Origin of the sequence: Paenibacillus sp. FSL H3-0329, from assembly GCF_037963285.1 — a bacterium.
Lineage (GTDB): Bacteria > Bacillota > Bacilli > Paenibacillales > Paenibacillaceae > Paenibacillus_AQ > Paenibacillus_AQ odorifer.
The window spans coordinates 2,268,473-2,295,213 of the sequence record NZ_CP150150.1 but is presented as its reverse complement, the minus strand read 5'-3'; the positions used below and the strand labels follow the sequence as shown (position 1 = coordinate 2,295,213).

Annotated in this window: 17 protein-coding genes and 1 pseudogene; 7 read left to right on the top strand and 11 right to left on the bottom strand. The window is 43.4% G+C overall.

Annotated features, from left to right (window positions below; all coding sequences use genetic code 11):
* Nucleotides 1-32 precede the first annotated feature (32 nt).
* A complete protein-coding gene (locus tag NSQ66_RS09825) occupies nt 33-884 on the bottom strand; it encodes an SDR family NAD(P)-dependent oxidoreductase (RefSeq protein WP_076098487.1) in 852 nt (283 codons plus the stop codon).
* A gap of 176 nt (nt 885-1,060) precedes the next feature.
* On the opposite strand from NSQ66_RS09825, the gene NSQ66_RS09820 reads away from it, so the two are divergent.
* Together NSQ66_RS09820 and NSQ66_RS09815 are read left to right on the top strand one after the other, a co-directional pair.
* Nucleotides 1,061-1,525, top strand: a complete 465-nt coding sequence (locus NSQ66_RS09820; RefSeq protein WP_038569741.1) for a MerR family transcriptional regulator — start codon at nt 1,061-1,063, stop codon at nt 1,523-1,525.
* Between the two features lie 18 nt (nt 1,526-1,543).
* Nucleotides 1,544-2,086 (top strand): annotated as a pseudogene (locus NSQ66_RS09815) (NADP-dependent oxidoreductase).
* An 89-nt stretch (nt 2,087-2,175) separates the two neighbouring features.
* On the opposite strand, the gene NSQ66_RS09810 reads toward NSQ66_RS09815, so the two are convergent.
* The 8 genes from NSQ66_RS09810 to NSQ66_RS09775 all read right to left on the bottom strand — a co-directional run bounded on the left by NSQ66_RS09810 (nt 2,176) and on the right by NSQ66_RS09775 (nt 12,241).
* Nucleotides 2,176-3,132, bottom strand: coding sequence for a pectinesterase family protein (locus NSQ66_RS09810; RefSeq protein WP_076140890.1), 957 nt, complete (start codon nt 3,130-3,132; stop codon nt 2,176-2,178).
* A gap of 39 nt (nt 3,133-3,171) precedes the next feature.
* The gene (locus NSQ66_RS09805; protein ID WP_076098491.1) at nt 3,172-4,533 is read right to left on the bottom strand and encodes a glycoside hydrolase family 28 protein; all 1,362 of its coding nucleotides are present in this window, start codon (nt 4,531-4,533) and stop codon (nt 3,172-3,174) included.
* A gap of 22 nt (nt 4,534-4,555) precedes the next feature.
* The gene (locus tag NSQ66_RS09800; protein WP_076098492.1) at nt 4,556-5,677 is read right to left on the bottom strand and encodes a glycoside hydrolase family 88 protein; all 1,122 of its coding nucleotides are present in this window, start codon (nt 5,675-5,677) and stop codon (nt 4,556-4,558) included.
* A gap of 151 nt (nt 5,678-5,828) precedes the next feature.
* A complete protein-coding gene (locus NSQ66_RS09795; RefSeq protein ID WP_036679257.1) occupies nt 5,829-6,932 on the bottom strand; it encodes a glycoside hydrolase family 88 protein in 1,104 nt (367 codons plus the stop codon).
* Nucleotides 6,933-6,972: 40 nt separating this feature from the next.
* The gene (locus tag NSQ66_RS09790) at nt 6,973-7,848 is read right to left on the bottom strand and encodes a carbohydrate ABC transporter permease (protein WP_036679255.1); all 876 of its coding nucleotides are present in this window, start codon (nt 7,846-7,848) and stop codon (nt 6,973-6,975) included.
* 21 nt (nt 7,849-7,869) lie between these two features.
* Nucleotides 7,870-8,844 (bottom strand): sugar ABC transporter permease, encoded by a 975-nt coding sequence (locus NSQ66_RS09785; RefSeq protein WP_036679252.1) that lies wholly within the window; start codon nt 8,842-8,844, stop codon nt 7,870-7,872.
* 133 nt (nt 8,845-8,977) lie between these two features.
* On the bottom strand, nt 8,978-10,534 hold the full coding sequence (locus NSQ66_RS09780; protein WP_036679248.1) for an extracellular solute-binding protein: 1,557 nt from the start codon (nt 10,532-10,534) through the stop codon (nt 8,978-8,980).
* Between the two features lie 189 nt (nt 10,535-10,723).
* A complete protein-coding gene (locus NSQ66_RS09775) occupies nt 10,724-12,241 on the bottom strand; it encodes an extracellular solute-binding protein (RefSeq protein WP_051491060.1) in 1,518 nt (505 codons plus the stop codon).
* A 180-nt stretch (nt 12,242-12,421) separates the two neighbouring features.
* Between NSQ66_RS09775 and NSQ66_RS09770 the strand changes: the two genes are divergently transcribed.
* From NSQ66_RS09770 to NSQ66_RS09750, 5 genes are all read left to right on the top strand, one after another.
* Nucleotides 12,422-14,767 (top strand): helix-turn-helix domain-containing protein, encoded by a 2,346-nt coding sequence (locus NSQ66_RS09770; protein ID WP_076098493.1) that lies wholly within the window; start codon nt 12,422-12,424, stop codon nt 14,765-14,767.
* 110 nt (nt 14,768-14,877) lie between these two features.
* Nucleotides 14,878-16,332, top strand: coding sequence for a GDSL-type esterase/lipase family protein (locus NSQ66_RS09765; protein WP_036679431.1), 1,455 nt, complete (start codon nt 14,878-14,880; stop codon nt 16,330-16,332).
* A 13-nt stretch (nt 16,333-16,345) separates the two neighbouring features.
* Nucleotides 16,346-17,446 carry a mandelate racemase/muconate lactonizing enzyme family protein gene (locus NSQ66_RS09760; RefSeq protein ID WP_036679245.1) on the top strand — a complete coding sequence of 367 codons (1,101 nt, stop codon included), beginning with the start codon at nt 16,346-16,348 and terminating at the stop codon, nt 17,444-17,446.
* Between the two features lie 17 nt (nt 17,447-17,463).
* Complete coding sequence (locus NSQ66_RS09755) at nt 17,464-18,306, top strand: sugar phosphate isomerase/epimerase (protein ID WP_036679244.1); 843 nt, start codon at nt 17,464-17,466, stop codon at nt 18,304-18,306.
* Nucleotides 18,307-18,458: 152 nt separating this feature from the next.
* The gene (locus NSQ66_RS09750; protein ID WP_036679242.1) at nt 18,459-19,619 is read left to right on the top strand and encodes a glycosyltransferase family 1 protein; all 1,161 of its coding nucleotides are present in this window, start codon (nt 18,459-18,461) and stop codon (nt 19,617-19,619) included.
* On the opposite strand, the gene NSQ66_RS09745 is transcribed toward NSQ66_RS09750, so the two are convergent.
* Both NSQ66_RS09745 and NSQ66_RS09740 read right to left on the bottom strand, forming a co-directional pair.
* Nucleotides 19,591-20,055, bottom strand: a complete 465-nt coding sequence (locus NSQ66_RS09745) for a DUF2269 family protein (RefSeq protein WP_235219424.1) — start codon at nt 20,053-20,055, stop codon at nt 19,591-19,593. The genes NSQ66_RS09750 and NSQ66_RS09745 overlap by 29 nt on opposite strands.
* A gap of 148 nt (nt 20,056-20,203) precedes the next feature.
* Entirely contained in the window at nt 20,204-26,392 is a 6,189-nt protein-coding gene (locus NSQ66_RS09740) for an SGNH/GDSL hydrolase family protein (protein ID WP_306037054.1), read from the bottom strand.
* Nucleotides 26,393-26,741 lie beyond the last annotated feature (349 nt).

The window sequence follows — 26,741 nt, the reverse complement described above, 5'->3', positions numbered from 1 at the left end:
CAAAAAATAATTAGAGACAACTAAAGATCTGATTAATAACGAAGATACTCATTTTCGTAAATATCATTAATCCTTTCCAAAACATTCCGGGCTTGATCCTTAAATTTGAAATCCGCAACCTGGCCTTTCCGAAGAAATATACCTGTCTCTTCACGGTGTTCTCCCAGAGCACCCTCATACAATTGGCCGGCGCCGTGGGTAGGCGGAGAGAAAAACAGCTTCATCAACGGTTTAACTATTAGAGGCAGTCCAGAATTTTTTCCTTTTCGCAGCGTATTATTGCTACCCGGATCAACACTGCGAATCATGATGCCCTCATTAGCAAGCTGCGGCGCAGCGGCCTGTGTCCATAACGATAATGCCAGCTTTGAGGTGGCGTAAGGACCAAGCAGCTTGCGGAAGGTTGTGGGATGCTCCAGGATTTCGATCGTAAACTCTTTCGTATAATTAAGCGCTGAGGATGAGGTGTTGATCACCGTTTTTAAGCGTCCTTTTTGTAGGATATCCTTCAATTCCATTAAAATAATATACGGAACAACGGTCATCAATTCATAGTGCTTTTCGCGCCCCTGTTTCGAATAGCTTAGTTCGGGGAAGCTCCCGCCGGCATTGTTGAACAAAATATCGATTCGCTGCTCTTTGCCTTTGATCTCTTCCAACGTCCCTCTCAAGCTGGCAAAATCCGCGAGATCGGTTGTTTTATAAATACGAAGCCAGCCGTTTTTGATGGCTTTTTGGATGTTCACATCGTCGGCGGGAAAATCGGAACGGTTCAAAGCAATCACCTGCCAATCCTCCGCTAGCAGTTTTCGAGTTAATTCCAATCCAATCCCGGCGTTAGCGCCTGTAATCAATGCGATATTTTCACGTTGCTGTGTGCTCATTGTAAATCTCCTCCTGAATTCGGGATATCTTCCTCTTATAACGCACATTTTATTAATTGGAGTCGACTCCAAGTCAAGGCGTAATAAAAAGATTTTGTCCCAGAGATAAGGTCTTGACTTGGAGTCAGCTCCAAGTTGTATAATGCACACACAAAGCAATCTCCAGGAGGTACAGTATGAAGGCAGAGCAAACGTTTACGATAAAAGAAACCGCCGTGCAAACCGGAATATCCGAGGATACGATCCGCTATTACGAAAAGATCGCGCTGCTTCCCCGGGCGGACCGGAAGGACAACGGGCATCGCGTTTACCGGCAAGAAGACATAGATACAATCCGGCTGCTATCCTGCCTCAAAAAAACAGGCATGCCCTTGCAGGATATGCAGCCATTTTTGGCGGTCTCCGCCGACGCTGATCCCGCGGATTATCCTGAACTGGTGGAGCATTTAAGGAACCATCGAGAAAACATCGTCAGCCAAATCTCGTCGCTGCAGCAGGTTGTCGATTTTATTGATATCAAGCTGGAACAAGGGAAATATCGCCGAGACTGCTCAGATAAAAGCGAAGACCGATCGGAACCAAAAACCATCTCCCCCGTTGAGATGAGTTATTTTTCTGGAACAGCAAAAATGAATAATTAATGAGTTGGAGTTTTTAGGATGAAAGCAATGATAATTAAAAAATACGGAAAATATCCTCTTCAACTAGCCGACGTCCCTACACCCGCAGTGGGTGATTATGATGTATTGGCAGAGATCCATGCAGCAAGTATTAATCCTATCGATTTCAAAGTGCGGGATGGCAAAGTTCGTACGCTGTTGAAATACGATATGCCCCTAGTTTTAGGAAATGATTTTTCAGGGATTGTCATCCAAGTAGGAAAGAATGTTAAAAAATTCAAGATAGATGATGGCAAAAGGTATTGATTCAAGCGGGAGCGGGCGGTGTTGGCACTTTTGCTATCCAACTTGCCTAAGCGATGGGGATATACGTGGCTACTACTACAAGCGATGCTGGAGCAGAATTGGTCAAGTCACTTGGAGCCGATCAAATTATCAATTATAAAACCGAAGCATTTGATAAGGTCCGGATAAATAAAACCTGTTATTGATCAAGTGTTTCCTTTTGTAGAGGCGCAGAAAGCGATGGAGTATTCCGAATCGGGCAGAGCTAAAGGAAAGATCATGTTAAAAATAAAGTGATACAACACATAAATAAAACGGCAGTCTAAGACTTTATGCTTCTCGTCTAGACTACCGTTTTTTATTTGTGTACTCGTTAATTAAAGTATCTATTTCCAAAAATCCGTGCCAGCAAAAACAAACTCTTTATCCAACGTCTCGTCCCCATCTTCAAAGCAATCTGCCCAAGAAACACGTTGCTTACTCAGGAGAATTGCATCCTTCACGCCATATTCCTGATAACTAACGGTTTGTTCATTAGCGGTGTTGTTCCAGTTATCCCAGCCAAGTGGATGAATATGTGCACCCAGCTGACAATCTACAAATACGGTTTTAGCATACTCACGCCATGGACGGCCCAGAAACACCGGAGCAATATCAGGAGCCGCTGTTAAAAAGCAATTTTTAAAAATATAACCATACGATTGTCCCACGGGTGTGGAGGCTGCCGTAATATAACCTGCTTGATTCTCACTATGACGCAAGCTGCGAATTTCACATCTGCCAAAATAAGCCGTAGCCCCACCAAATATAAAGTCCACTGTTCCCTCTATATAGCAATGCTGATACAACTGCCGATATTGGGCATGGTGCTCTCTCAGTGGTATACCTCCAAACGTAGATCGCTCTTTGGGTGCAGGTGGCAAAGGTCCCGTGAACAACGTGTCCTGATACCCTTTTAAAGTACAATTTCTGAATACGGTTTGATCACAATTAGCATACACGGCTACCGCCTGCCCGATATTTTCACCCTGCCCTGCATTATTGGTAATCACCAGATTCTCCAAGATCAGATGGCTGCCGCCCAGAAATAACGTTGGTGTAGAGAATGTATTGATTTCTTCGCCCGCTTCATCACGCTCTTTCGCGTAACGATTCATAACAATCTCCACGTAGCCAATCCCTATGATCGTAAGATTAGAACGATAAATCCGCACTGCCTCTTTATAGACCCCTGACAAAATATAAAGCGTATCCGCTTGACCGGATGGCCCCTGCTCTAGTGAATCTATCGCCTCTTGAATCGTGTGATAAGCGCAAAAGGATTCTTTTCCTACAACAAGCATAGTGGATTCTTTTCCTTTCAATAAATTGATGACTCTCTCTTATGGACAGACATTCTGTTCTTCAGGTGACACTGTAGCTTGTTCTACTAATTTTTCCGGCTTCTTCGTGTTTTTTGATCGACAATTTATGATCTCTACAGCTTCTCCATTTTCAATGTAAAAAGCAGGCCCTTCATGGTTCTCAATCGTCACCTGATGAAATTGAACATCTCTTGCATTCCCGAGGAAAAACCCGCGATTATTCATGTTTTCGATCCCTGTCATCATGTCTGGATGGCCGGGAATTGCATTCGTCGCCATGGAGATGTCCACATTGGTAAACGTAATCTCGGATACATACTGCTCCGCAAGCCCGTATAAGAAACCCGCTGCGGCATGAACATTACGTGCGGTAATATTGGCAAAATGAATGCGTCTAAAACACGGCGTTTCCTCTGTAATCGGATAAGGATTTTTATCCCACACATATTTTTCTTTTCCGCGTGGTCCACAGAAATAATATAGATTTAGAGTAAACGGACAAATAACGTCCTCCATTACAATATTGCTGATCCGAATATCTTCAATCGTTCCCCCGCGTCCCCGTCTTGATTTCATCCGGATTCCACGATCGGTTTGTTTAAACACACAATTACTAATCGTGACATTACGAATATCTCCACTCATTTCACTACCGAGTACGACACCCCCGTGTCCATGTACCATAGTGCAGTTGGTGATCGTAATATTCTCACAAGGAACTCGTTCTTTGGTATCCTCAGTTCCTGCCTTGATCGCTATGCAGTCATCACCGACATCAATATTGCAATTGCTAATTCGCACATTGGTGCAAGACTCTGGATTAATACCATCTGTATTTGGAGAGTCCGCCGGGTTCAGAATGGAAATATTATCAATAGTCACATTGTAACAGCCTATCGGATTAACGGTCCAGCTTGGAGAATTGACCAGCGCGATATCTTTAAGGGTTACCCGCTGACAGCTGTCCAAGCCGATTAGAGTCGGCCGGGGATACTGCAGCTCTTCCCGGCGGTTCCGAAACGTATCCCACCAGAGTTCACCATTTCCGTTAATCATTCCGCTGCCAGTGATCGATACATTAACTAACTCTCTTCCATAAATACAAGGTGAATGAACCCGCTGCTTCACTCCTTCCCATCTGCATTCCACTGCAGGGTAATCCTCCGGGTTCGTACTAAATGAAAGAATGGCACCCGGATTTAAATTCAATTCGATATTGCTTTTCATATGAATTGCACCGGTTAAGAACGTGCCAGCCGGCACATAAACGGTTCCTCCACCGGCTTTATTTGCCGCTTCAATCGCACGTATTATCGCTTCAGTCGCTAACTTTTTACTATTCTTAAGCGCTCCAAAATCCTCAATATTGTAGATCAACATTCATAAGCCCCCCTGTTCTATATCAGATCCAGCCTCTTAATTGTTCGTATTCCACACAGGCCTGAAGGAAAGCACCCACACCTTTTTGGTCGTTAGTGACAATAGGCTCGCTAATGTAATAAGCGAAAGTACCGTCACGTTGGTCCACTCCACCTAATCCTGCTACTTGGCAATTCTTATTTAAATTGACCCATTCTTCTTTGGTTTCTAGTACAAACTCCGAGATAAGTCCTTGTTGAGCCAGATCTAATGTTTCGTACCATCCAGCGTTTAACACGCCTAATCGGATACCTTTAGCCATGGCATACACGATCATACTTGAAGCAGAGGCCTCAAGATAATTTCCTTTGCGTTCCCCTAGATTAATCACTTGATACCAGACCCCGGATTCCTTATCCTGATATTTCTTCACCGCAGTTAAGGTATCATTTAGTATTCGTACCAGCTCTGGATAATCTGAGTGCTCACTAGGCAGCAATTCCAGAACATCAACCAATGCCATGAGATACCAGCCAAGTGAACGGGCCCAAAAGTTAGGCGAAAGTCCTGTTTCAGGGTCGCACCAAGGTTGAATACGCTGTTCATCCCATGCATGATATAGCAGACCTGTTACCGGATCTTTCGTATGCTTCTCACACAAGATAAATTGTTTGGTTACATCCTCAAGTCCCTGCCCTTCTTCAAAAGCTAGCAAGTAGGCTAAATAAAAAGGAGCGCCCATATAAAGTCCATCTAACCAAATCTGATAGGGATATATATTTTTATGCCAAAAAGCACCTTCCGAGGTTCGCGGATGGGTCTCAAGTTGCTTTCTAAGTAGAGCAGCCGCTTTTTTGTATTTTTCCTGCTTCGTTTCTTTATATAGAGTCAATAATAATTTTCCGTTGTTAATATGATCGATGTTATACTCCTCTAGGTGGTAGCCCTTGACACTGCCATCTTCCTGAATAAAGTAGTCCATATTATCTTGAATGAACTGCAGATACTTCGAATCACCGGTCTGCTTCCAAAGCCATTCAAAACCGTTCAATACCACGCCATAATCGTAGGTCCAGCTTCCTTTGTAGCCTTTATCTTCATAAAGCTTCGGTGTCCGCGCCATAATAGAGTCTGCCGTTTGAATTGCCCACTGTGATTTCTTCATCCCAACCCCCAAAATATTTATAAATTTAAGAGCTCAAAAACTATAAATAGGTTCACCCGATTTAAGGATTACTTTGTACATAAAATAATACGACTTGATTCTCTGCAATCTCAGAGAATCAAGTCATTGTTTAGTAAGGATACGGAGCGATTCAGTCTTGGAGCATTGACTGTATTTCAACACAAGCCATCACCAATGCGCCCACACCATGCAGATCATTTTTAACCTTAGGCCGAGTCACGTAACTCTCGTAATCTCCAGCTGAGGTACCGATACAAATGTCCGGCAGAACTAATCGGTTATGCTCATCCCACTGGATTACTTTGGTTAACCCTTCATATCCTTTTTTAGCGGCAGCTGTAGCGATAGTCACATCACTTACAACGCCATGCTTCACGGCTTTGGCAATCGTATAGACGAACAAACATGACCCTGAAGTCTCCAGCCAATTATCTGGCTCATGTCCCTTATCTACGACTTGATACCAAAGTCCACTTTTTTGATCTTGGTAACGAATAAGTGCATCCACAAAATCTCTCAGCGTAGTAGACAGCTCTGTCCGGGCTGAATCATGGGAAGGTAACAGATCCAGAAATTGCGATAAGGCGAGACCATACCATCCTAATGATCGGCTCCAGAACTCCGGTGAACAACCCGTCTCCGGATTCGACCAAGGCATCCGCCGGCTCTCATCCCAGGCATGGTATAACAAACCCGTTGTCTCATCCTTCATATGCTTGCGCATTAACATTTCCTGATGAAGGACCGTTTCACGCAAGCTTGGTTCATCGTAGACATTAGCATATTTCAAGGAGAATACGCCTGCCATATAAAGTCCATCCAACCACATTTGGTTGGCGTACTTATCCTTGTGCCAATACCCGCCCTCAGAGGTTTTATTTAGTGTGAGCAGTAAATTTCTTAGCTTCTCTGCTGCAATACGATACTTAAGTTTGCCTGTCCGTTCATAAAGAGTGAATAGTAGCTGTCCTGCTTGAACCGCATCCAGCTCATCACGTGCAAAATAAAAGTTCCCGTATTCATCCACCAAATCATCTACATATTCCTGAATATAGTTGATATAACGGTCTTCTTGATAAGCATTCCACAAAAGCTCCATGCCACACAGAAATACACCCTGATGATAGTGCCATCGATGCGCGGGGGGAAGCTCTCCCGCCCTGTAAGTATCCATTAGTGAATCGCAAGCTTTTTTTGCCCACTCTATCGGCGTTGTAGGTATCTGTACAGTCATCTCGAAGCTCCTCCCCTAAGTATAGTCTCTCTCTTTCTTGCTAGCCCTTCATAGAACCCAACATGGCACCTTTGGCAAAATGCTTTTGCAGGAACGGATACACACAAACTATTGGTAAGGTAGCTACAACGATAACAGCCATTTTAATTGATTGATCTGGCGGTGGAACAGCAGCATCCAGTGTAGCGCTGTGATCCATACCGCTGGCAAGGACGACAATTTGTCTGAGCAGAACCTGTATTGGCCATTTCGCACTATCATTCAAATACAGAATCGCATTCATGTAGGTATTCCAATACGTTACCGCATAGAACAATCCGATAGTCGCTAACGCAGGTAAGGATAGTGGCAATACAATCCGAAATAATATTCCAAAATCGTTACAACCATCAATTTTGGCCGATTCCTCCAAACCTTCAGGTATATTTTGGAAAAAGTTTCTCAAAATGATCATATTAAAGGCACTAATCGCTGACGGTAGGATCAGTGATGCGTACGTGTCAATTAGTCCTAATTCCTTCACCACGAGGAACGTTGGAATCATCCCACCATGAAAAAGCATGGTGAACACGACCATGAAGTTAACCACTTTACGACCATCCAGATCTTTTCTGGTAAGAGCGTAGGCCATCAAAGAAGTTATAAACAAACTAAAAATAGAACCAATTGCCGTGACACCAATGGAAACACCCATGGCTTTAAATATTGTATTCGTCGAAAAGATGAACTTGTACGCTTCCAGACTCCATACCTTTGGAATCAGTACAAATTTGCTAGAAGCTAGTTCTGCACTCGTTGTGAAAGAGCCTGCTACAACGTGAACAAGGGGAAGCACAGTAATTAAAGCAATGATCGCAAGCAGCGTAAAGTTTATAGCAGAAAAGATTCTACCACTGATTGTTTTATCTTCTACCATTTCGATTCCTCCCACAAAATATCAATAAACGCCTTCTTCTCCCATTTTCTTGGATAATTTATTCACCATCATCACCATTACAAAGCCTACAATCGATTTAAAGAATCCAATAGCTGTACTGTAACTAAACTGCCCTTGTCTCAAACCAGCAGTATATACATACGTATCGATAATTTCCGCAACTTCTCGATTCATGGAGTTAAGTAGCAGATATACATGTTCAAATCCAAGATCAAGAACGGAACCAATTTTCAGAATAAATAATGTAATAATTACGCCTCTAATCGCTGGAAGAGTGATATGCCAGACTTGTCTAAGTCTTCCAGCTCCGTCCATACGCGATGCTTCATAAAGCCCTGGGTCAATCGCAGCTATGGAAGCTAGATAAATAATCGTTCCCCAACCTGCTTCTCTCCAAATCACCTGAATAATATACATGGGCCTGAACCACCCTGGATTAAGCAGGAAATTGATTGGTTCAAAGCCAAAATAGACAAGCAGCTCGTTGATAATCCCTCCATCCATCGTGACCATTACATAAGAAATGGAGACGATGATAACCAATGACAGAAAATGGGGCAAATAGAAGATCGTCTGAAAGGTTCTTTTGAAAAAGCTGCCTTGAAGTTCATTTAACATCAGGGCAAGAATAATCGGCATCGGGAAATAGATAAGAATATTTAATCCGAAAAGAATAAGTGTGTTCACTAATATATTTAAGAAATCCGGCTCTGTGAACAACCTGCTGAAATGCTTCATCCCTACCCAATCACTACCGTTGATCCCTTGATAGGGTTTGTAATCCTGAAATGAGATAATTAATCCGTACATTGGAAGATATTTAAAAATCAGAAAATACAGTACTCCCGGAGTTAGCATGACGTAGAGCCATTTATTTCTCCACAGCCGCTTTTTCAGTTCGCTGCTGCTTTTATAAATTTCAGGCTTAGGATTCATTTGAGGAGCTGAGCTGGGCTGTGCGGTGACTTCCTGCATGATATTCTTCCTTTCTCCTTCTTTATTCAAACACGATATTTCTGAACCCAGTGAGGAATAGAAAAGGTTGTTGAAACAAGATCAACAACCTTTTCAGCTACAATTTGTCGCTTAACTATTCCAGTACGGGTTACTATTTTTTGTATAACGCGTTGTATTCTTCAATAATCTTATCTCCACCACGGCTCTTCCAGTTCTCTACTTCCTTCTCAAATCCAGCCTTGTCAATCTGACCATAAATATATTTATAGGTTGCATCTGTAATAATCTGTTGAAGCTCTACGCCTTTTTCTGTATAGGTAGCCGAATCCATAGCAGCTGTTGGATCCGCTACACCAACTTTGACATTCTCAAGAACCAATTGATCTGCATGAATTCTTCCTGGCAGCGTGTTATAGTTCTCGTACATTCCATTGGTTTCAGCTTCGCCGATAACGCTGTCCTTATATCCCTTTACTTCACGTTCAATCAATTCTTTGTCGTCTGCAGCTTTCGCTTTACCGTCTTCAACGGTATAGTGAGTACCTTCAATTCCCCAATACATCAAATTAGCTACTTCTGGAGTCATCATTTGATCAAAGAAAGCAAGAATCTTCTTCAGCTCTGCCTCATCCTTGACAGCAGATTTCGGGAACAAGACAACATTGTTATAGCCTGGAATCATCCATTGAGCATATTTTCCATCTGGACTTGCAACCATACTATGCGCATCCAAAACAGCGTCAGGGTTATTCTTAATAGTATCTTTATTGAGGGAATCAATATCTTGCATGGAGCCCCCAATATAGAGTCCACCCTTTCCAGCCTTAAACATATTTACTGCATCCGTTTTACTGGTGGCAGCGAAATCTTGATTAATGTATCCGCCATCACGAGCTTTTTTGAAAAAATCCATTGTGTCGAAATATTCATCGAAGGTAAATTCAGGCGCTAATTTGCCATCCTTCTCACCCCAGGTATTCGGTGTTCCGAACCAAGACGAAACAGTTTTGAAAGCTCCATAGGTCAACTCATTACGGTCAATAATACCGGTAGTATCTTTCTTTCCATTACCGTCTGGATCTTGTTCTGTGAAGGCTTTAGCCATTTCAAATAATTCATCTACATTAGCTGGTGCAGCAAGTCCTAATTTATCTGCCCAGTCTTTGCGGTAAATGATCCCTTGGCGTGCAAGTGGACGCCCGATATATAGGGTATAAAGCTTGTCATCTACTTTCGTGTTATTAAGAATTTCTGGTTTCAGTTTGCTCAAATTCGGAAATTCGCTTAATAGTGGACCGATTTCCCAGAATTGTCCGTCTTTTATCGCTTCTTTCATCTGAATGAAGGTTGTCTGATTCTTCAAATATGTTACTTGCGGCAATGAACCCGTTGCAAAAGATGAATTCAGTTTTTCTTCATAAGTATCAGCCGGAAAAAATTGATAAGTCAGCTTCGTGTTGGTCAATTTCTCAAGTTCATTCTTAATCGTATCAGGCGGAGTCTCTGATGTATTCAATGGAAGCATGATTTTGATTTCTGTAGGTTCCTCTTTAGGTGCTTCAGTCTCTTCCACCTTCGTAGTGTTCTCTGCACTTGTAGTTGGAGCTGCTGCTTCTTCTTTGTTATTGTTGTTACCACCGCATCCAGCTAACAATGTGCTGAATGTTAACAGTGCTGTTAACAACATGGTGAAGGATTTCTTCTTCATACCATTTTGACCTCCATAATTTGTATTGGTTACGAGTTCCACGTTACATCGTCGGCAAGGTTACGAAAACAATCATTTCTCCATAACGGCGCGTTCTGAAAGGGATCTGAGCAAATGATTATCGTGATATCGCAGCACAAAAAAAATCCACCGCATTATCCGCAGTGGATCAAAACCTTTTTAACCTATTTACTTTTCTGTCCCAAACTCAGCCTCAGCATATTCCTTAATAATAAGATTGCCTCCACGAGCTCTCCATTTCTCAACCTCTTGCTGGAATCCCTCGACGGTAATATTACCTAATATATAGTTATATGTAGCATCCACAATGATTGTAGATAACTCCATATTCTTCTCATCAAAAGTAGATGAGCTCAGAGAAACTGTCGGGTCATCGACCAGAAAAGATTCATTATCTTTACTCAGCTGATCTGCTAGAGAGGTTAATTGCTCCTTCTGAGCCACTTCCATAATGTTTTTATTACTAATGTCCGCGATCATTAAAGCATATAGCGGATTCACTTCCTGTACCCGCAGTTGTGAGGTTTCCTCGGGAAGGATAATCTTGCCGCCTTCAAGCTTATAATGCCGCCCCTCAAAGCCATACATCATTATATTGGCTACATCTTTATCCATGGTCCGATCAAAAAATCCAAGCACCTGCCGAAGCTCCTCCTCTGTGGCAATGGACTTTTTGGAAAAGAGATACAGTCCGTTGTAATTGGGGATAGACCACACTTTATATCCATCAGGCCCCCCGATACGATTGATCAGGGTAAGTTCAGCCTTTGGATTGTATGCTTGAGCTTCAATTGACAACCGCTGCACATCAGTCATGCTGCCAATAAACACACCAGCGATTCCGTTAATGAATTTATCGCGTTGAACCTCTTTACTGGTAAGAGCAAAGTCCTGATTTATGATTTTTTCATCATATAATTTCTTCATAAAATTCATTGTGTTCATATACTCCGCTGTTACGAATTCCGGAACAAATTGATGATTCTCTAGCTTCCAATTATTTGGTGTGCCAAAATAAGAGCTTAGTGTCTTAAATACACCATAAACAAGATCATTACGATCGACTAATCCAAGGGTATCTTGTTTGCCATTCTGATCCGGATCGTTATATGTAAATTGCCTCATTACTTCATATAGATCATCTAAGGTCTGTGGATTGCTTAAATGAAGATTGTCCAGCCAATCCTTACGTATAATGACACCCTGTCTGGAGGAAGGGCGTTCTGTATATAGGCCGTAGATCTTTCCATCTACAGCGGTCTGTTTAAGAATAGCGGGGTCCAGTGCTTTAAGATTGGGGAACTCCTGAAGATATGGGCCGATCTCCCAAAATGCTTCAGAACGGATGGCGTTTTTCACCAGATTATAATCTGAGAACTTCACAAAGGTGACTTTTCCCAAGGAATTAGTGGTCAACGCCGTGTTCATTTTATCGGTATAAACACCCTCAGGCACCCACGTGATATCAAGCTCCACCCCTGTTAATCTTTCAATCTCAGCTATAATCTTTTTTGAAGGCTGCTGTGGAAAATGAAGGGGTGCCAAGATCGAGATGTTCGGGCGAGCTTCTTGCAGTACAGAACCAGCTGACTTTCCATCACTGCAAGCGCTTAACATAGGGAAAACAAGCATGAAAAATAAGCAGAAACAAAACGTTGCCCTTCTACACAAAAATTGTCTAAACATTTCTACAGCCTCCTAAGGTATTGTAAGGATTTTCACCCTACAGCTTGAAGATTTTCCATTTTGTAGTCATAATTAGGGTTAATGATTATTGCAGAACGAGATGATTATTGTTATTTTCCACCAGGTTTCATACACTAAGAACAAGTGTCTACTTCTACATAAGTAAAGGTGCTGAGCCCCGTGAGACCATTAAGCTTTTTAAGTAAATTAACGATTTTTGCCTTTGTAATTAGCACGTTGCCGGTGATATTCATCGGTTCTTTTTCCTATTTCACATCATCTAATGAGATCCAAAAGAACGTAAACAACAGTAAAATGGAACTTATATTACAAATCACCTCAAATGTAGAACATAAGTTAACAACTGTCAATCAAACATTAAACCAAGTGATCAACTCTAGTGTATTAAAAAAAGCACTAAATAACCCTTTAAATGAAACCGATTTCATTTTATATAATGATTTAAGAAACGAAATCCGCAATATGCAATCCTTCGATACGAAACTGGAGGATGTCATCCTGCTCAATCAGCAGCAGAACTGGATGATCAAAAATTCAGGCGTCTACCGTCTGAATGAATACAAAAACCACGCGCAACTCTCTAATCTAATGAATATAGCTGACGATACTTCATGGATTTTGAATCCGTCGTCCTTATTTTATAGCGAGGAGAGCATTAACGTCACTGGCTGCAATTACAGCATTAGTCTTATCAAAAAGCTTCCCACCAATAAGCTGCAAAAATATGGGCTTGCCCTAGCTAATATTCCGGTCTGCAGTCTTCAGGATTTCATTAATTCAGATGTGCAGCCACTCGATGACATTATCGTTCTGGATCAAGCTGGCCGCTTCCTGCTCCATCCGGATACCAGCTTAATCGGAAAACCTAAAGAGCAAGGCGGATTTAAAGAAGTCCCTTTAATCTCTGATCCTTCTAAACAATCCGGACAGTTCAAGACTGTGATCAATAAAAAGAATTACTCCGTCACTTTCATGCGTTCTCAGTTAAATGGCTGGGTTTATCTATCGGTTACTTCTATGGAAAGCTTGACGAAGGAGTCCAATAAAATCGGGATGTTTACGATAATCGTGTGCACCATTATGCTCTTGTTCTCCATTCTTCTGGCATGGATCGGTTCCAGACGTATGTACACCCCTATCGAAAGACTGCTTAATCAGATGGGCCAACGCAAACCGGATATTAAATCGAGACATCGCAATGAATTTCAGATTATAGGAGAACAAGTTCATTCTTTGTTCCAATCCAAATCACAGCTGGAAAAAGAAGTCCGGCAACACTTTCAGCAGGTGCGAACGTTTTTTCTGATCAATGCCTTCCACGGAAATGTTAAGAAACGTGATTTGCTCGAAGAATTAGGGCAATTCGGCTACCAAACACAGCTTAAAGAATGGAAAACCATGGCAGTAATTACGTTGTCTATTGATTATGCCGAGGATTCCAGCTATGAGAAAAAAGATCTCAGCCTCTTATTGTTCGCTGCCCACAATATGATCGAAGAGTTAATCTGTCCTGAACAACGGCTGGCTCCTGTAATCATGGACCATGCGGTAGTCGTATTATTGGGCAGTTCAGACTGCGATACCCAGTCTTTTCATAAGACACTGTATTCGTTAACGGAGAAGCTGCAGCAAGAAATAAATAATTATCTAAAGGTGCAGGTGAGTATTGGGCTGAGCCTTCCCTTCAACGCCTTCGATAAACTAGCCATCGCCTACAGAGAAGGTCTAGAAGCACTGAAACATCGCATTAAGCTTGGCAAAGGCGTTATTATTCAATATGAGAACATTAACTCCGGCAAACATTATCTGAACTTGAACTACCCTACGCATAAAGAAAACGATCTAATGGATGCTATCAAGCTGGCTGAAACGGATAAAGCCAAGGAACTGATTCATTTGCTTTTTAAATCTATTTTTGCCCTTGAGCTTTCACCACAGGAATATCAAATCCCGTTGACCCGCTTACTCAATAACTTGCTCATTATGATGCAGGAATCGGGCATTAGCTTAAATCAGATCTATCATGCTAATGGCTCTATTTTTGAGGAATTGCATGACCTTCATACCGTGGCTGAGATTGAGGATTGGTTCTGGAGCATGGTCATTTACCCGATGATCAAAATTTTTATCAGCAGGCAAAATGCCCAATACCAAAACATCTCTGAGAAAATCATTGATCTGATCCAACATGAATATGATACAGATCTAACCTTGGAAGAATGCGCTTCTCGGCTGCATTACAACGCCAACTATATCAGCAGTGTCTTCCGTAAGGAGACCCAATACTATTTCAGCGAATATTTAACGATGTACCGATTTAAAATGGCGAAAAAATGGCTGCAGGAAACCGATATGCCGATCAAAGATATTGCAGCCAAATTAAGATACAACAATTCTCAGAATTTCATTCGATCTTTCCGTAAACAGGAAGGGATGACCCCTGGACAGTACCGGGATAACAATACAGGCACTAAATCCAAACCAACATTTGACGAATCTATGTAAAAATCACAAAATAATCGTTCAAGGTCGAATCTAAAAAAAAAGAGTCTCTCTTTTTTTCGGAAAATATGTTAACGTGTGCATATAACCATTTAGGGAGGAATTTGAACGCAATGTTGAACTTTCGACTAAATACTAACCGTGTAGAACAAGATGAGATTTCTCAGGAAACCTCACTACTCACCCTCTATCCGCTCGAGACGGATCAACCCCGTCCTTTTATATTGGTATTGCCTGGTGGAGGTTATCAGCACTTAGCCAAACATGAAGGAGAACCTGTGGCTCAATGGCTAAACAGTCTAGGTATTCATGCAGGTGTACTAGATTATCAGGTCGGAGACTTCAACGTCTCTTCTTTGTTAAATGATGTTGAGGAAGCTCTCAAATGGATTAGGGAAGCACCCAAAGCTTGGAATGTGATCTCAGACAAAGTAGGGATGATTGGATTCTCGGCTGGAGGACACTTAGCTTCCATCTTTTCTACCACTAGAGCAGAGAAACCAAATCTTCTTCTGTTAGGTTATCCTGTAATCACTTTCCAAGAGTCCCATTCGCATAAGGGAAGCCGGCTACATTTTCTTGGAGACGACCCATCACAAGCGGAGCTTGACTCCTTTTCCTCAGAAGCCCAGGTGGATTCACTCACACCTCCAACCTTTATCTGGACAACAGCAAACGATGCCAGCGTTCCCGTGGAGAATAGTCTGTTGTTCGCCTCTGCCCTGTCTAATCAGGGAATTCCTTTTGAATTACATATCTTTGAAGAAGGGCGGCATGGTTTAGGGCTTGCTAAAGAACACCCTCATTGCCAGCAATGGCTTTCCCTTGCTGAGAACTGGCTAAGGGAACATCAATACGTTAAAGGAGCAGAAGGCCTTATGAGACAACAACTATTTATTGCAGGCGATTCCACTGCGGCTATTAAAGGCGCTGGAGAAAAACCTATGACTGGCTGGGGAGAATACCTGCAAAGTTATTTTGGGACTTCTATTCAAATCCAGAATCGTGCAATTAATGGTCGAAGCACCAAATCGTTCATAACAGACGGCCGCCTGGATGCCATCAAAAAAGACTTTCAACCCGGCGACTACCTGTTTATTCAATTTGGACATAACGATGAGAAAAAAGATGATCCATTACGTTACACCGATCCTGAAACTGAATATCGCCACAATCTAATTCAATATATAGATGCAGCTCGGCAGCTAGGGGGGACTCCGATTCTGTTAACCTCTGTAAGTCGCCGCCGCTTTAACGCCGATGGAGAGCTTGACCCGTTGGCTGTAGGCGCTTATCCCGAGGTAATGAGACAAGTGGCTGAAGAAACGCACACTCCGCTACTTGATATTTTCACAGCCTCGCAAGCGCTCTATCGTTCATTAGGCGAAGAAGAATCCAAGAAGTTATTCATGCACTTACCAGAGAAAACACATCCCAATTACCCCAATGGAGTTACGGATGATACTCATTTCTCGGATGAAGGTGCCCAGCAAATTGCTAAACTTGTGGTTCAAGCACTTAAACAAAATACAGCCTCCCCTATATCAAACTTACAACAACTTTTATAAGGAGTGATCACAGATGTCTATAATTAAAGAAGTTATTACAGAGTACTATCGTATCCCTTTGCCAGAAATCATGGAGGATGCTAAACACGGCTTGCATACTCATTTTGAAGTACCCATTGTCAAAATTAGAACGGATGAAGGTCGTGAAGGTGTAGGTTATACCTATACTGGCGGATTTGGCGGCAAAGCGATCTGCTCACTAATTGCTAATGAATTAACACATATTTTAGTTGGCAAAGACGCCAGCTGTGTGGAAAGTATCTGGGAGCAGATGAACTGGGGAATACATTATGTTGCTCGCGGGGGTCTGGCGAGCTTCGCCATTGCGGCATGTGACATTGCGTTATGGGATTTACGTGCGAAGAAAGCAGATGAACCTCTCTACAAACTTCTGGGTGGCGCAAGCAATGAGGTCAAATGTTATGGTGGAGCGATTGATTTGAATTTCCCATTAGAAAAGCTCCTGCGCAACAATCAAAAATACTTAGATATGGGCCTCCAGGCTGTCAAAATTAAACTAGGCCAAAAAACATTAGCTGAAGATGTGGAACGAGTGGCTGCGGTACGCCAATTGGTCGGCCCGGATGTAGCCTTTATGGTCGATGCCAATATGAGCTGGAGTGTGGAAAAAGCGATAAAAGCCGCACGTGAATTTTTGAAATATGACATTCTTTTCTTAGAAGAACCAACGATTCCGGAGGATTATGCCGGCTATGCACGGATTGCTGAAGAAACAGGAATGGCCGTTGCAGGCGGGGAGAACTTGCGCACATTAACCGAATTCCATCACATGCTGCAATATGGTCATGTTGATTTCCCTCAACCTGATGCTTCCAATATAGGCGGAATTACGGGCTGGTTAAAGGTAGCTCACTTAACACAAGCCTATAACCTTTCCGTTTCCACACATGGGATGCAGGAATTACACGTTAGTTTGTTAGCAGCTATGCCAAATGCAGGTTATCTCGAAATGCATAGCTTCCCTATCGATCAATACACTACACGTCCGCTAGTGATTAACAAAGACAATGGGATGGCAGTAGCGCCTGAAGTAACGGGCACTGGCGTTACCTTTGACTGGGACAAATTAGCACCTCACAAACAACAATACTAATAGGAGCGATCGATCATATGAGCATTCCCCTTCATCTAGGTGTTCGAGCACATGATTTCACACAAGTTCCATTGCAAGAGTTAATTGAGAAGATTAAGTCCTATCATTTCACTCATATCCAGTTTGCACTTAAGAAATCTTTTCCTGATAGTGCCCCTAGTCTGACGGCTATAAGCCCTGGAACAGCCAGCTATTATGGCAATGCCTTTAGGCAGGCAGGTATTCAGATTGCGGTTCTGGGCTGCTATGTAAACATTGTAGATACCGATCCTTACAAACGGGCACAAGCATTAGCCGCGTTTAATACCCACCTGCGCTTGGCCAGAGATTTTGGCGCTAGTCTGGTAGGTACGGAAACCGGAAGTGTGGGACTTGGGTATACCACAGATAATTTTACAGAAGAAGCCTTCCAAGAGGTGGTGACATCAGTTAAGGCCATGGTGGCGGAGGCCGAACGTTTTGGTGTGACGGTAGGAATCGAAGCAGGACTTCATCATCCGCTGTACACCGCGCCCTTAACCCGCCGACTTCTGGATGAAGTCCCTTCTAACAATCTTCAGGTCATATTGGATTGCGCAAATCTAATGTCACCTACAAATTACTTGCATCAAGAAGCTATTATTATGGAGGCTTTGAAGCTTTTAGGAAATCGAATTGCTATCATTCATTTAAAAGACTTTATCGTCCAAGATGGAGCTATAAAAATTGTCCCTGTAGGTCAAGGGTGGCTAGAGTTTGAGCCGATTCTTCGTTATATGAAATATGAACGTCCTCATATTCAAGGAATCCTGGAAAGCACTCCTGAGTCACATTTAGGAGAAAGCATTACCTTTTTGCAACAGTTATACGAATCCCTGTAGGGCTTCATCCCATTAAAACTAATAAATCCACTGCACACCTCTTTACCTTACTTGGTGCAGTGGATTTTTATATTCTGTTTAACATCCGTTTGACCTCCATCAAATAATCGCCTGTTATGATCAGGGCATCAAGAGTATCTGGGAGGGGTTCCATGCGTCTTGCTTTATTCACGGACACATTTCTTCCGCAAACCAACGGAGTTTCACGTACGCTTCAACGATTAACCACTCATTTGAAAGGGCGTGGTATTGAACATCTGCTTTTCTCACCGAAATCTGCTCCTGAAGACAGTTATGCCGATCCCATACGTCCCATTACCAGCATCCCCTTTTTCTTATACCCCGAATGTAGACTCGCACTGCCCAATATGTCCTCTATCCAATCAGAGCTGAAAGCTTTTCGTCCCGATCTGCTTCATATGGCAACTCCGTTCAATATCGATCTCTGCGGCCTTCGTTATGCGCGAAAACATGACTTGCCCCATGTCGCCTCATACCATACCCATTTTGACCGCTATCTTGAATATTACCGGATGAAAAAAATTGCTCCGCTCTATTGGAAATACATGAAGTGGTTCCACCGCTCCTGCGATGCCACCTTTGCACCATCCTACGAAACCCTCGATTCCCTCCAAGCTCAAGGCTTTCATCGCCTGAAGCTGTGGTCCAGAGGCATCGACTGCCAGCAGTACACCCCCAAAAAACGCAGCCATGAGGTCCGTGAGCGCTACGGAATTACCGCACCGTTACTGCTTCTATATGTGGGAAGGATCGCCCCTGAAAAAGATATAAACACCCTTGCTCTCGCCATGCAGCAATTACCCGAATCTATGCAATCTCAGGTTCATTGGCTGGTCGTAGGAGACGGCCCCCTTCTGCCGGAAATGCGGGCACAGGCGCCCCATAATGTCACGTTTACAGGCTATAAACATGGTGATGAGCTTGCCCAATTATATGCCTCAGCAGATCTGTTCGTCTTCCCTTCCAGTACGGAAACCTTCGGTAATGTTGTCCTTGAGGCTATGGCCTCAGGACTGCCTGTCCTCGCAGTAAATGAAGGTGGAGTGAAGGATCTGGTCACACCCGGCCGCACAGGAATGATTGTCGAGTCCCGCTGCCCGGATGCTTTTATTCGTGAGATTTGTGCATGTATAGAGCACCCTCAAAAGCTAGCTGCTATGGGACATGAAGGTCGACAGCTGGCACTCGGCCGCTCTTGGGAGAATATTTTTGATGGACTCATCCGCGATTATGAAGAGATCATTGAGAATAGACGTTATGATCTTATACCGGCTTTACTACCATTAATATAATAATGACGATAGTAAGCACATGAACCGCCGCTTCTAGGGGAGCGATCTTGTTCATAGCGGTAGTGTAACCCTCAGGGATTTCCTCCCCTTCGCTGGTCATTACGAGCTGGGTTAGCTTTTTCAATCGGGGCTCAACCATTCCAATAATAATCACTTCGATCACGATAAAAAATAATAACGACAGATTTAACCACAACACCGACAAGCCCATTTTATCTATGATCATTAACAAAATACCTGTAACGATCAGGGTGACCCCACCTGTCTTAGGGAATCTGTTTATTTTCTTCATAAGACCAAATACAAAACGAAGCTGACTGCCTGTCTTGGCTGAGCTTGTCAGTATTGGCAGCACAAAAGCTGGCCCAATTCCCACTATGGATGCTATAACATGTATAACTACCACAAGCTTTGAGATCATATGCGTCAAATCCATATTTACAATCCCCCTATCATTCGTTGTTTAGATTCATATGAGGCAGATAGGAGAATTAGTCTTGCAGAATCTTTTAAATCTTAGATAATCTAAAAAAAGCGCCTAGCCGGATATTACCGACTTAGGCGTTTTTTTAACAAATATTCAGTTATTTTACCGTAACTTTCATGATAGCACTCTCATTTACCCCTTGATCATTCAACAGCTCAGCCCGGTATTCATAGACGCCTGGAGAACGGTTAGTAATAGAAGTAGATGCCGTTTGTGCGTTTGGGGTGCCTGCTGTTAAAGTCTTAGTATCGATCAGTATTCCGTTCTCATACAAGCGATACTCTTTGCCGTTCATCCCCCACCATAAATTCATAGTCACTTTATACTCTTCATCGCCATCCCAGTTGTCATTGGACAACACCGGCTTAGCTGGTGCAGCATCCTTCACGATAACCACATGAGCAGCAGACACCGTTGTGCCAAAAGAATTGGTCAGCTCAGCCGTATAGGTGTAGGTTCCGTTTTCTTTTCCGGTAATATTAGTCACTGCAGTCTGTGCAGCTGGGGAATCATCACGTAAGGTTTGCGTGTCGATTAAGGCACCATTCTCATATAGCTTGTAGACCGTACCATTATTGCCCCACCACATATTCATTGTGATTTGGTAATCCCCGTCCAAAAGTCCTGTATCCTGCCCATTATTATTGGATAGAACCCATTGCCCCGGAACACCTGTAGCCTTCTGAGGTCCACTTACGACCACAATCACTTGTTCTGTCGTTGAGAGTCCAGCGTTATTAATGGCTGTTGCGATGAACGTATGCGCTCCCGCAAGTTCTGTGAGTGGAATCTCATCTCCATAAACGACAGGTTTACCATCAAAAGTAATATCCAGACTGCGAATACCAGACTCTGGATCTTCCGCTACGACCTGCACCTTCAATACATCCGTTTCACTCATTTGAGCAGAAGGTAAACCAGAAATCGTAGGTGGTGTAGTATCTTCAGTTTCTCCCGGTGAGCCTACATATTGAATTTTTGGAGCCGCTGGTTGTTCCATCCCTTCACCAAGAAAGAATCCAGGGTGCGGAGGTTGATTATAGCCTACATTTTGCCAAGCTACTGCCAGGCGGTAGATCGGATCATGCATCAATGTGCGAATACGATAATCTGTCATATCCGTTGTTGTGTAGATCCGTAGTTCAGAACTGTCCGTTGCCCGCCAGATCACTTCTTCACGCCAATCCCCGAACAGATCTGCCTGCAAGCTTGGATTCGCCTTGGTGCCATTATTTGAAGAAGCACCTACAGCCGTCAATAAGTTAACCGTTGTCTGATTGCTATAGTCCCACTTATCCACTCGATTAGCATCCAGTAATTCACGTAAAAGATCACCATCCCACCAAATACCAAAATTCGTGGAGGAAGGCAGTTTTTTAGTAATTAGTTCACCTTGCGCACTGTATAGGCCCGTAACAGGTATATGCTCCTCATTGGTGATCGTTGCAGCCCATACCTCTTCGCCAGCATATCGCGGATCAATATCCGCTGACATCCCCCGTCCAGTATCAATCCCCGTGAACACACCCCATAATATATCTCCTGTAGCTGCATCACGCATTTCAATCCCATACTTCGAATCGGTATGCTCATGAACATCAAAGACTTCCAGCCCGGGTCTGGTAGGATCAAGGTCCCCGAAATGAATTGCATCACCATGGCCAAGCTTTGTATTATACAGCGGCAACCCATCATCGTCGATTGCCATCGCACCGAAGGTTATTTCGTCCTTACCGTCGCCGTCCACATCTCCTACAGAAAGATTGTGGTTTCCTTGACCTACGAAGTCTCCATATCCTTCATCATTAGAATCGAAACGCCATACTTTCTCGAGCTTGCCCTCGCGATAATTGTAAGCTGCAAGTACAGTTCTAGTATAATAACCGCGGCTAAAAATCACGCTTGGCTGCTCGCCGTCTAAATAAGCTACAGCTGCCAAAAAGCGGTCTACACGGTTACCATAGGTATCCCCCCAAGCGCCAACATCTCCACGTGGCGGATCATAATCCACGGTATCCAAGGCCCGGCCTGTTGCCCCTTCGAACACCGTTAAATATTCATTGCCCAGCAGCACATAACCCGAACTGTTACGATAGTCTGCACTGGCATTGCCAATGACTTTTCCTTGACCGTCCACTGTGCCATCTGCCGTCTTGATCATAATTTCGGCACGTCCATCACTATCCAGATCATATACCAGGAATGGAGAATAGTGTGCACCGGCACGAATATTAGGCCCTAAATTAATCCGCCATAAGCGAGTTCCATCTAATTTATAAGCGTCCATATAGACAAGTCCAGTATACCCAGCTTGAGAGTTATCCTTGCTGTTCGAAGGTGACCACAACATGATGATTTCATATACACCATCACCGTCCAAATCACCTACACTTGCATCTCCCGCACTATACGTATACGGTTGACCATCCTTGGTGTAATCATCTGTTGGCTTTTGCAAAGGGATCGATAGATATTGCTTCTGCCATACGCTGAATGGTTCCGAAGCAGATTTCTCGACTCCATTGATTACTGATGTGATTCTATATTTGGCATCCTCCCTGCCTGTAATATCGAGATAGTTCGTGTTTTGAGTAATCAACGAATCATTTAGTTTCTTATCGCCACGATACAGATTGAATCCTATCGTTTCCGGATCCAGACCTAACATCCGCCAGCTGATATACACACCTTCATCTGTCTTAACCGCTACAGGCGCACGATCCAGCGCCTCCATCTTCCGGTATAAAGTTGTCACCGCTGAGGTTTCCAACGTAGCGGATAGATCAGAGATGCCGCCTGCATTTACCGAGGCTACTTTGTAATAGTAAGGAATGGTAGTCAGAACGGTCATGTCTGTGTACGAAGCTTCGAATGATTTGCCGATCAGGATGAACTCACCGTCTGCGGATTTCGCACGATAAATGTTGAACATCCGTGCATCCGCTACCTCATTCCAAGTAAAGGTCACATCATTTTTGTTCGTAGATTGTACAGCTAGACCACTAGGTACGGGTGCTTTTGCTACGGAGGGATCAATCATAGACACTTTTAGCGCATTAGAGCCTACGGATTCCAGTCCCGTGCTGTCGACCGAAGTTACCGTATAGATATATTCCATACCAATATCCGCAGTGGTATCTGTGTAGAACGGCTCTATTGTCTCGTCCAGCAGCTCTGCACTATTCGCAACCGTAGCCTGACGATATATACGGTATTTCAGCGCCCCCTCCATACTGTCCCAAGAAAGATTAGCTGTAATAGGCTCACTGTTTAAATCCAGGCTACCCAGTTTCAGATTCGTTGGGGCTAATAATAACGGTGTGATCTCCAGCCCATTGAGATGAGCGGTTGTGCCACTAAAGACAAGATTCATCTGCCCGTCTTTGACAGTAATCTGGTTATACAGCTTCTCAGCAATATTTTCCTTACCTGAGGAGACTGTTCCGTAATCTTTGCCTTCAATGGCTACATTCGTCTTGGCAGATCCAATCCAATCTCCTGTATAAGTCTTAACAGAATAATAACCATTGGGTAAATCAACTTTGAATTCATACGATCCTCCAAAATAAATCACAAAATCTCTGCGCAGATCGTCCGTCGCATTTCCCCGATCCCGATCAATCATCCCTGCACTCGAGGTCAAACCATATCCTCGTTCTGGGGTATATAGGACATTCACATTCACTTCCGTATAACCCGCAGCAACGGGTGAACCAACAGGTCCGAAATCATAACGATACTGAGCGGATTTCGTAGTCAGCTTCACTTCATCTGAAGGCTCAGACTCTCCTAGCCCATTCACTGCAGTCACTCTTACCGAGTAGCTTTGACCTTCAACCAACCCGCTTAATGTCAATGAAGGGACAGTTGAAGTTCCCGCTAATGTATAAGCAGATTCGGCTTCTGCCGCTAGCTTACGATAGATTTTATAGATATCTGTACCTTCTACTTTATTCCATTTCAGTACTGCACCTGCATTACTGATACTCCCAGCTACAAGTCCTTCAGGCTTCGCTGGCACCGTTTCCGGCTGTTTGATGTCCTGCACAAAGCTGGAGAGTGGAATATTTAATTCCCCTATTCCTTTGGCCAGCAGACGGGCCATTTGAATGGCTCCGTACTCTTGAAAGTGAGTATCGTCTGTCGAGCCATTTGGGAAAGCACCATATATCCCTGCATCGAGGTGAAGGAATACAGAGCGTGTAGCTGCAAAACCGATAGAATTGTAATAAGCTACACTGAGTGCGCTAAGATCGACCAAGTCAACATCCAACTCACTTGCTACTTCTTTCATAGCCTGCACATATTCTGGAAAGCTCACATTAAATTTTTCACTCGCGGCATTATAATCTCTGCGGCCCATGGGAGTCACCAGAATCGGAGTTGCTCCTCTTTGCCTAGCTCCATTGACATAAGTTTTTAAATAAACTTTGTAATCGGCTGGAGAAGCATATCGGTCTGGAACGCTAATCGTTGCGTCATTATGACCAAACTGGATAAGGAAATAGTCACCCGGTTGGATCTTACGCAGGACTTCATCCAGCCTTCCCTCGACAATAAATGACTTAGAGCTGCGGCCTCCGATAGCGTGATTCTTAAACGTTACTTCCTCGCTAAAGAAATCAGGAATCATTTGTCCCCAGCCTGCCTGTGGTATCCAATAAGGATCATAAGTCTGCACAGTTGAATCACCCGCAATATAAACCGTAGGCAATTCATTAGCAGGACGGTCTGGCTGCTTAGTAATCACCAGTGCATTGATATTAGGCTTAGTGCCAGAGAACACCAAGTTCATTTGTCCATCCACCAAAGCGATGTCAAAGCTCATTTCCAAGTACTGGCCTGCTGTTTTGCTCGTCTGTTGAACTTTTTGAATGGATTCGACTTTGATGCCAATCTCTGTATCTCCGGCGCTGTCACCAGCGATAAGTGACACAGTATAGTCGCCATTCGGTAAATCTACATTAAAGGTAGCATCCTTAGGGACCACAAAATCTGATCGCAAAGGATCTGAGGTTCCTCGGTCTACCCCAGTTACTTTCGATATATCTGTAAATCCATATTTAACCTCAGAGGAATAAGATACCCCTGCATCTACCTTAAGATAACCTTCAGCCACAGCACCCGGGCCAAAATCAAAGGAATAAACATCCCCTTCTGGCAAAGTTCCAGGAGGCGTATACACAGCGCTTTCCACCTTATCAGATAGCTCTGATTCTCCTTGGTCATTGGCTGCCTTCACCCCATAATATTGCCGTTTTGAGGTATCCGCTGAGGCATCCGTAAATGTCGTCTTCTCTGACTGACCAATCTCATGGAATGTTCCATCTGCTGAATCAGACCTTAAGATCGTATAGCGGTTTGCTCCAGCCACACTGTTCCAACTCAGTTGAACAGAACTTACACCTACACTGACAATTGAAAGACCGATTGGTGCTGCGGGAACCTCTACCCCCGGAATTTTGTCTACTGTCACAGATGCGCTCAAAGCAGACTCCTCACCCTTTCTATTTACAGCTGACACATTATAAATGTAGCCACTGCCTTCATTTACGTCTGAATCCACGTAGCTGTTAGCTGCAACTTGACCTATGGCTTGAAGAGTTCCACTAGGAAGAACCGTTCGATAAATATTGTAATAGACTGCTTCTGTCACGCTGCTCCACCCCAGAGATACCTCAGTGGGAGTGATATTATGAACCACTAATCCCTCAGGGGCTTTCAATGGACCTGGTACAATCTGCTGAATAATTAGTCCATTTAAATATCCGCCAACCCCTGTACCCGTAATGCCGACGGTCAGTTGACCATCTTGAACAGTCGTCCGATAGGTAGCTTGATTTACAGCTTGCTTGCTGCTTATCGACCCAGCCGTGCTACCTTCCAAAGTAATCGTAGTTTTGGTTGTACTTGTACCCGCTAGTAAATCTCCTGAGTATACAGTCACATCGTAATCCCCATTAGGAAGATCCACCAAAAAAGAATAGGACAGTCCCAATACAAAATCGTTGGTCATACCGTCTCCACCCGAACGATTCCTCGAAGCAACCGCCTGATCTAAACCATACCCTAGCTCATTCGTATATAACTTAGATTCATGCACGCCTGTATAACCACTCATAACAGGACTTGTTGCTGTTCCAAAATCATATTGCAAGGTTATTGGGCCTGAAGCTGCACTGGCCTGTTGCCCCCCAAATGTTGTAGATGGAAGTATTGATGAACAAATGAAGATCCACGACAATAACACCATAAATATTTTATTTCCAAGTTTATTCCTCTTCATCTTCCGTGCTTCACCCGCTTTCTTATGATTGAAAGAACTTAGTACGCATCTAGCCCTGTTGTAGTAAACGCTTACAATAAGCTTCGTTGTCATTCGTTCTTCAAATATAAGTTCACTTCGTGCGCGTATCCCCTCCTCTTTGCTCAGGCAGCTGGATGGTTGATAATTCCAGTTTTACTCATATCCAACACGATACTACCACCTAAGTGTCACTCTGAACATTTAAAAAACAGATTTTATCATACACTAAACCGTTCAATTTCTTCGCCTATAGTTATAAAAACCTACGATTTGGTAAGCAGTTAGGACAGAAGAATCAGTGAGGGGACACCCGCCTTTTGAGATCACG

Bases quoted from the DNA above. Each gene is read 5' to 3' on its own strand.
- NSQ66_RS09740 (WP_306037054.1), bottom strand. From the start codon at position 26,392: ATGAAGAGGAATAAACTTGGAAATAAAATATTTATGGTGTTATTGTCG.
- NSQ66_RS09775 (WP_051491060.1), bottom strand. From the start codon at position 12,241: ATGTTTAGACAATTTTTGTGTAGAAGGGCAACGTTTTGTTTCTGCTTA.
- NSQ66_RS09780 (WP_036679248.1), bottom strand. From the start codon at position 10,534: ATGAAGAAGAAATCCTTCACCATGTTGTTAACAGCACTGTTAACATTC.
- NSQ66_RS09805 (WP_076098491.1), bottom strand. From the start codon at position 4,533: ATGTTGATCTACAATATTGAGGATTTTGGAGCGCTTAAGAATAGTAAA.
- NSQ66_RS09785 (WP_036679252.1), bottom strand. From the start codon at position 8,844: ATGCAGGAAGTCACCGCACAGCCCAGCTCAGCTCCTCAAATGAATCCT.
- NSQ66_RS09795 (WP_036679257.1), bottom strand. From the start codon at position 6,932: ATGACTGTACAGATACCTACAACGCCGATAGAGTGGGCAAAAAAAGCT.
- NSQ66_RS09790 (WP_036679255.1), bottom strand. From the start codon at position 7,848: ATGGTAGAAGATAAAACAATCAGTGGTAGAATCTTTTCTGCTATAAAC.
- NSQ66_RS09750 (WP_036679242.1), top strand. From the start codon at position 18,459: ATGCGTCTTGCTTTATTCACGGACACATTTCTTCCGCAAACCAACGGA.
- NSQ66_RS09820 (WP_038569741.1), top strand. From the start codon at position 1,061: ATGAAGGCAGAGCAAACGTTTACGATAAAAGAAACCGCCGTGCAAACC.
- NSQ66_RS09765 (WP_036679431.1), top strand. From the start codon at position 14,878: ATGTTGAACTTTCGACTAAATACTAACCGTGTAGAACAAGATGAGATT.
- NSQ66_RS09760 (WP_036679245.1), top strand. From the start codon at position 16,346: ATGTCTATAATTAAAGAAGTTATTACAGAGTACTATCGTATCCCTTTG.
- NSQ66_RS09810 (WP_076140890.1), bottom strand. From the start codon at position 3,132: ATGCTTGTTGTAGGAAAAGAATCCTTTTGCGCTTATCACACGATTCAA.
- NSQ66_RS09825 (WP_076098487.1), bottom strand. From the start codon at position 884: ATGAGCACACAGCAACGTGAAAATATCGCATTGATTACAGGCGCTAAC.
- NSQ66_RS09745 (WP_235219424.1), bottom strand. From the start codon at position 20,055: ATGGATTTGACGCATATGATCTCAAAGCTTGTGGTAGTTATACATGTT.
- NSQ66_RS09755 (WP_036679244.1), top strand. From the start codon at position 17,464: ATGAGCATTCCCCTTCATCTAGGTGTTCGAGCACATGATTTCACACAA.
- NSQ66_RS09800 (WP_076098492.1), bottom strand. From the start codon at position 5,677: ATGAAGAAATCACAGTGGGCAATTCAAACGGCAGACTCTATTATGGCG.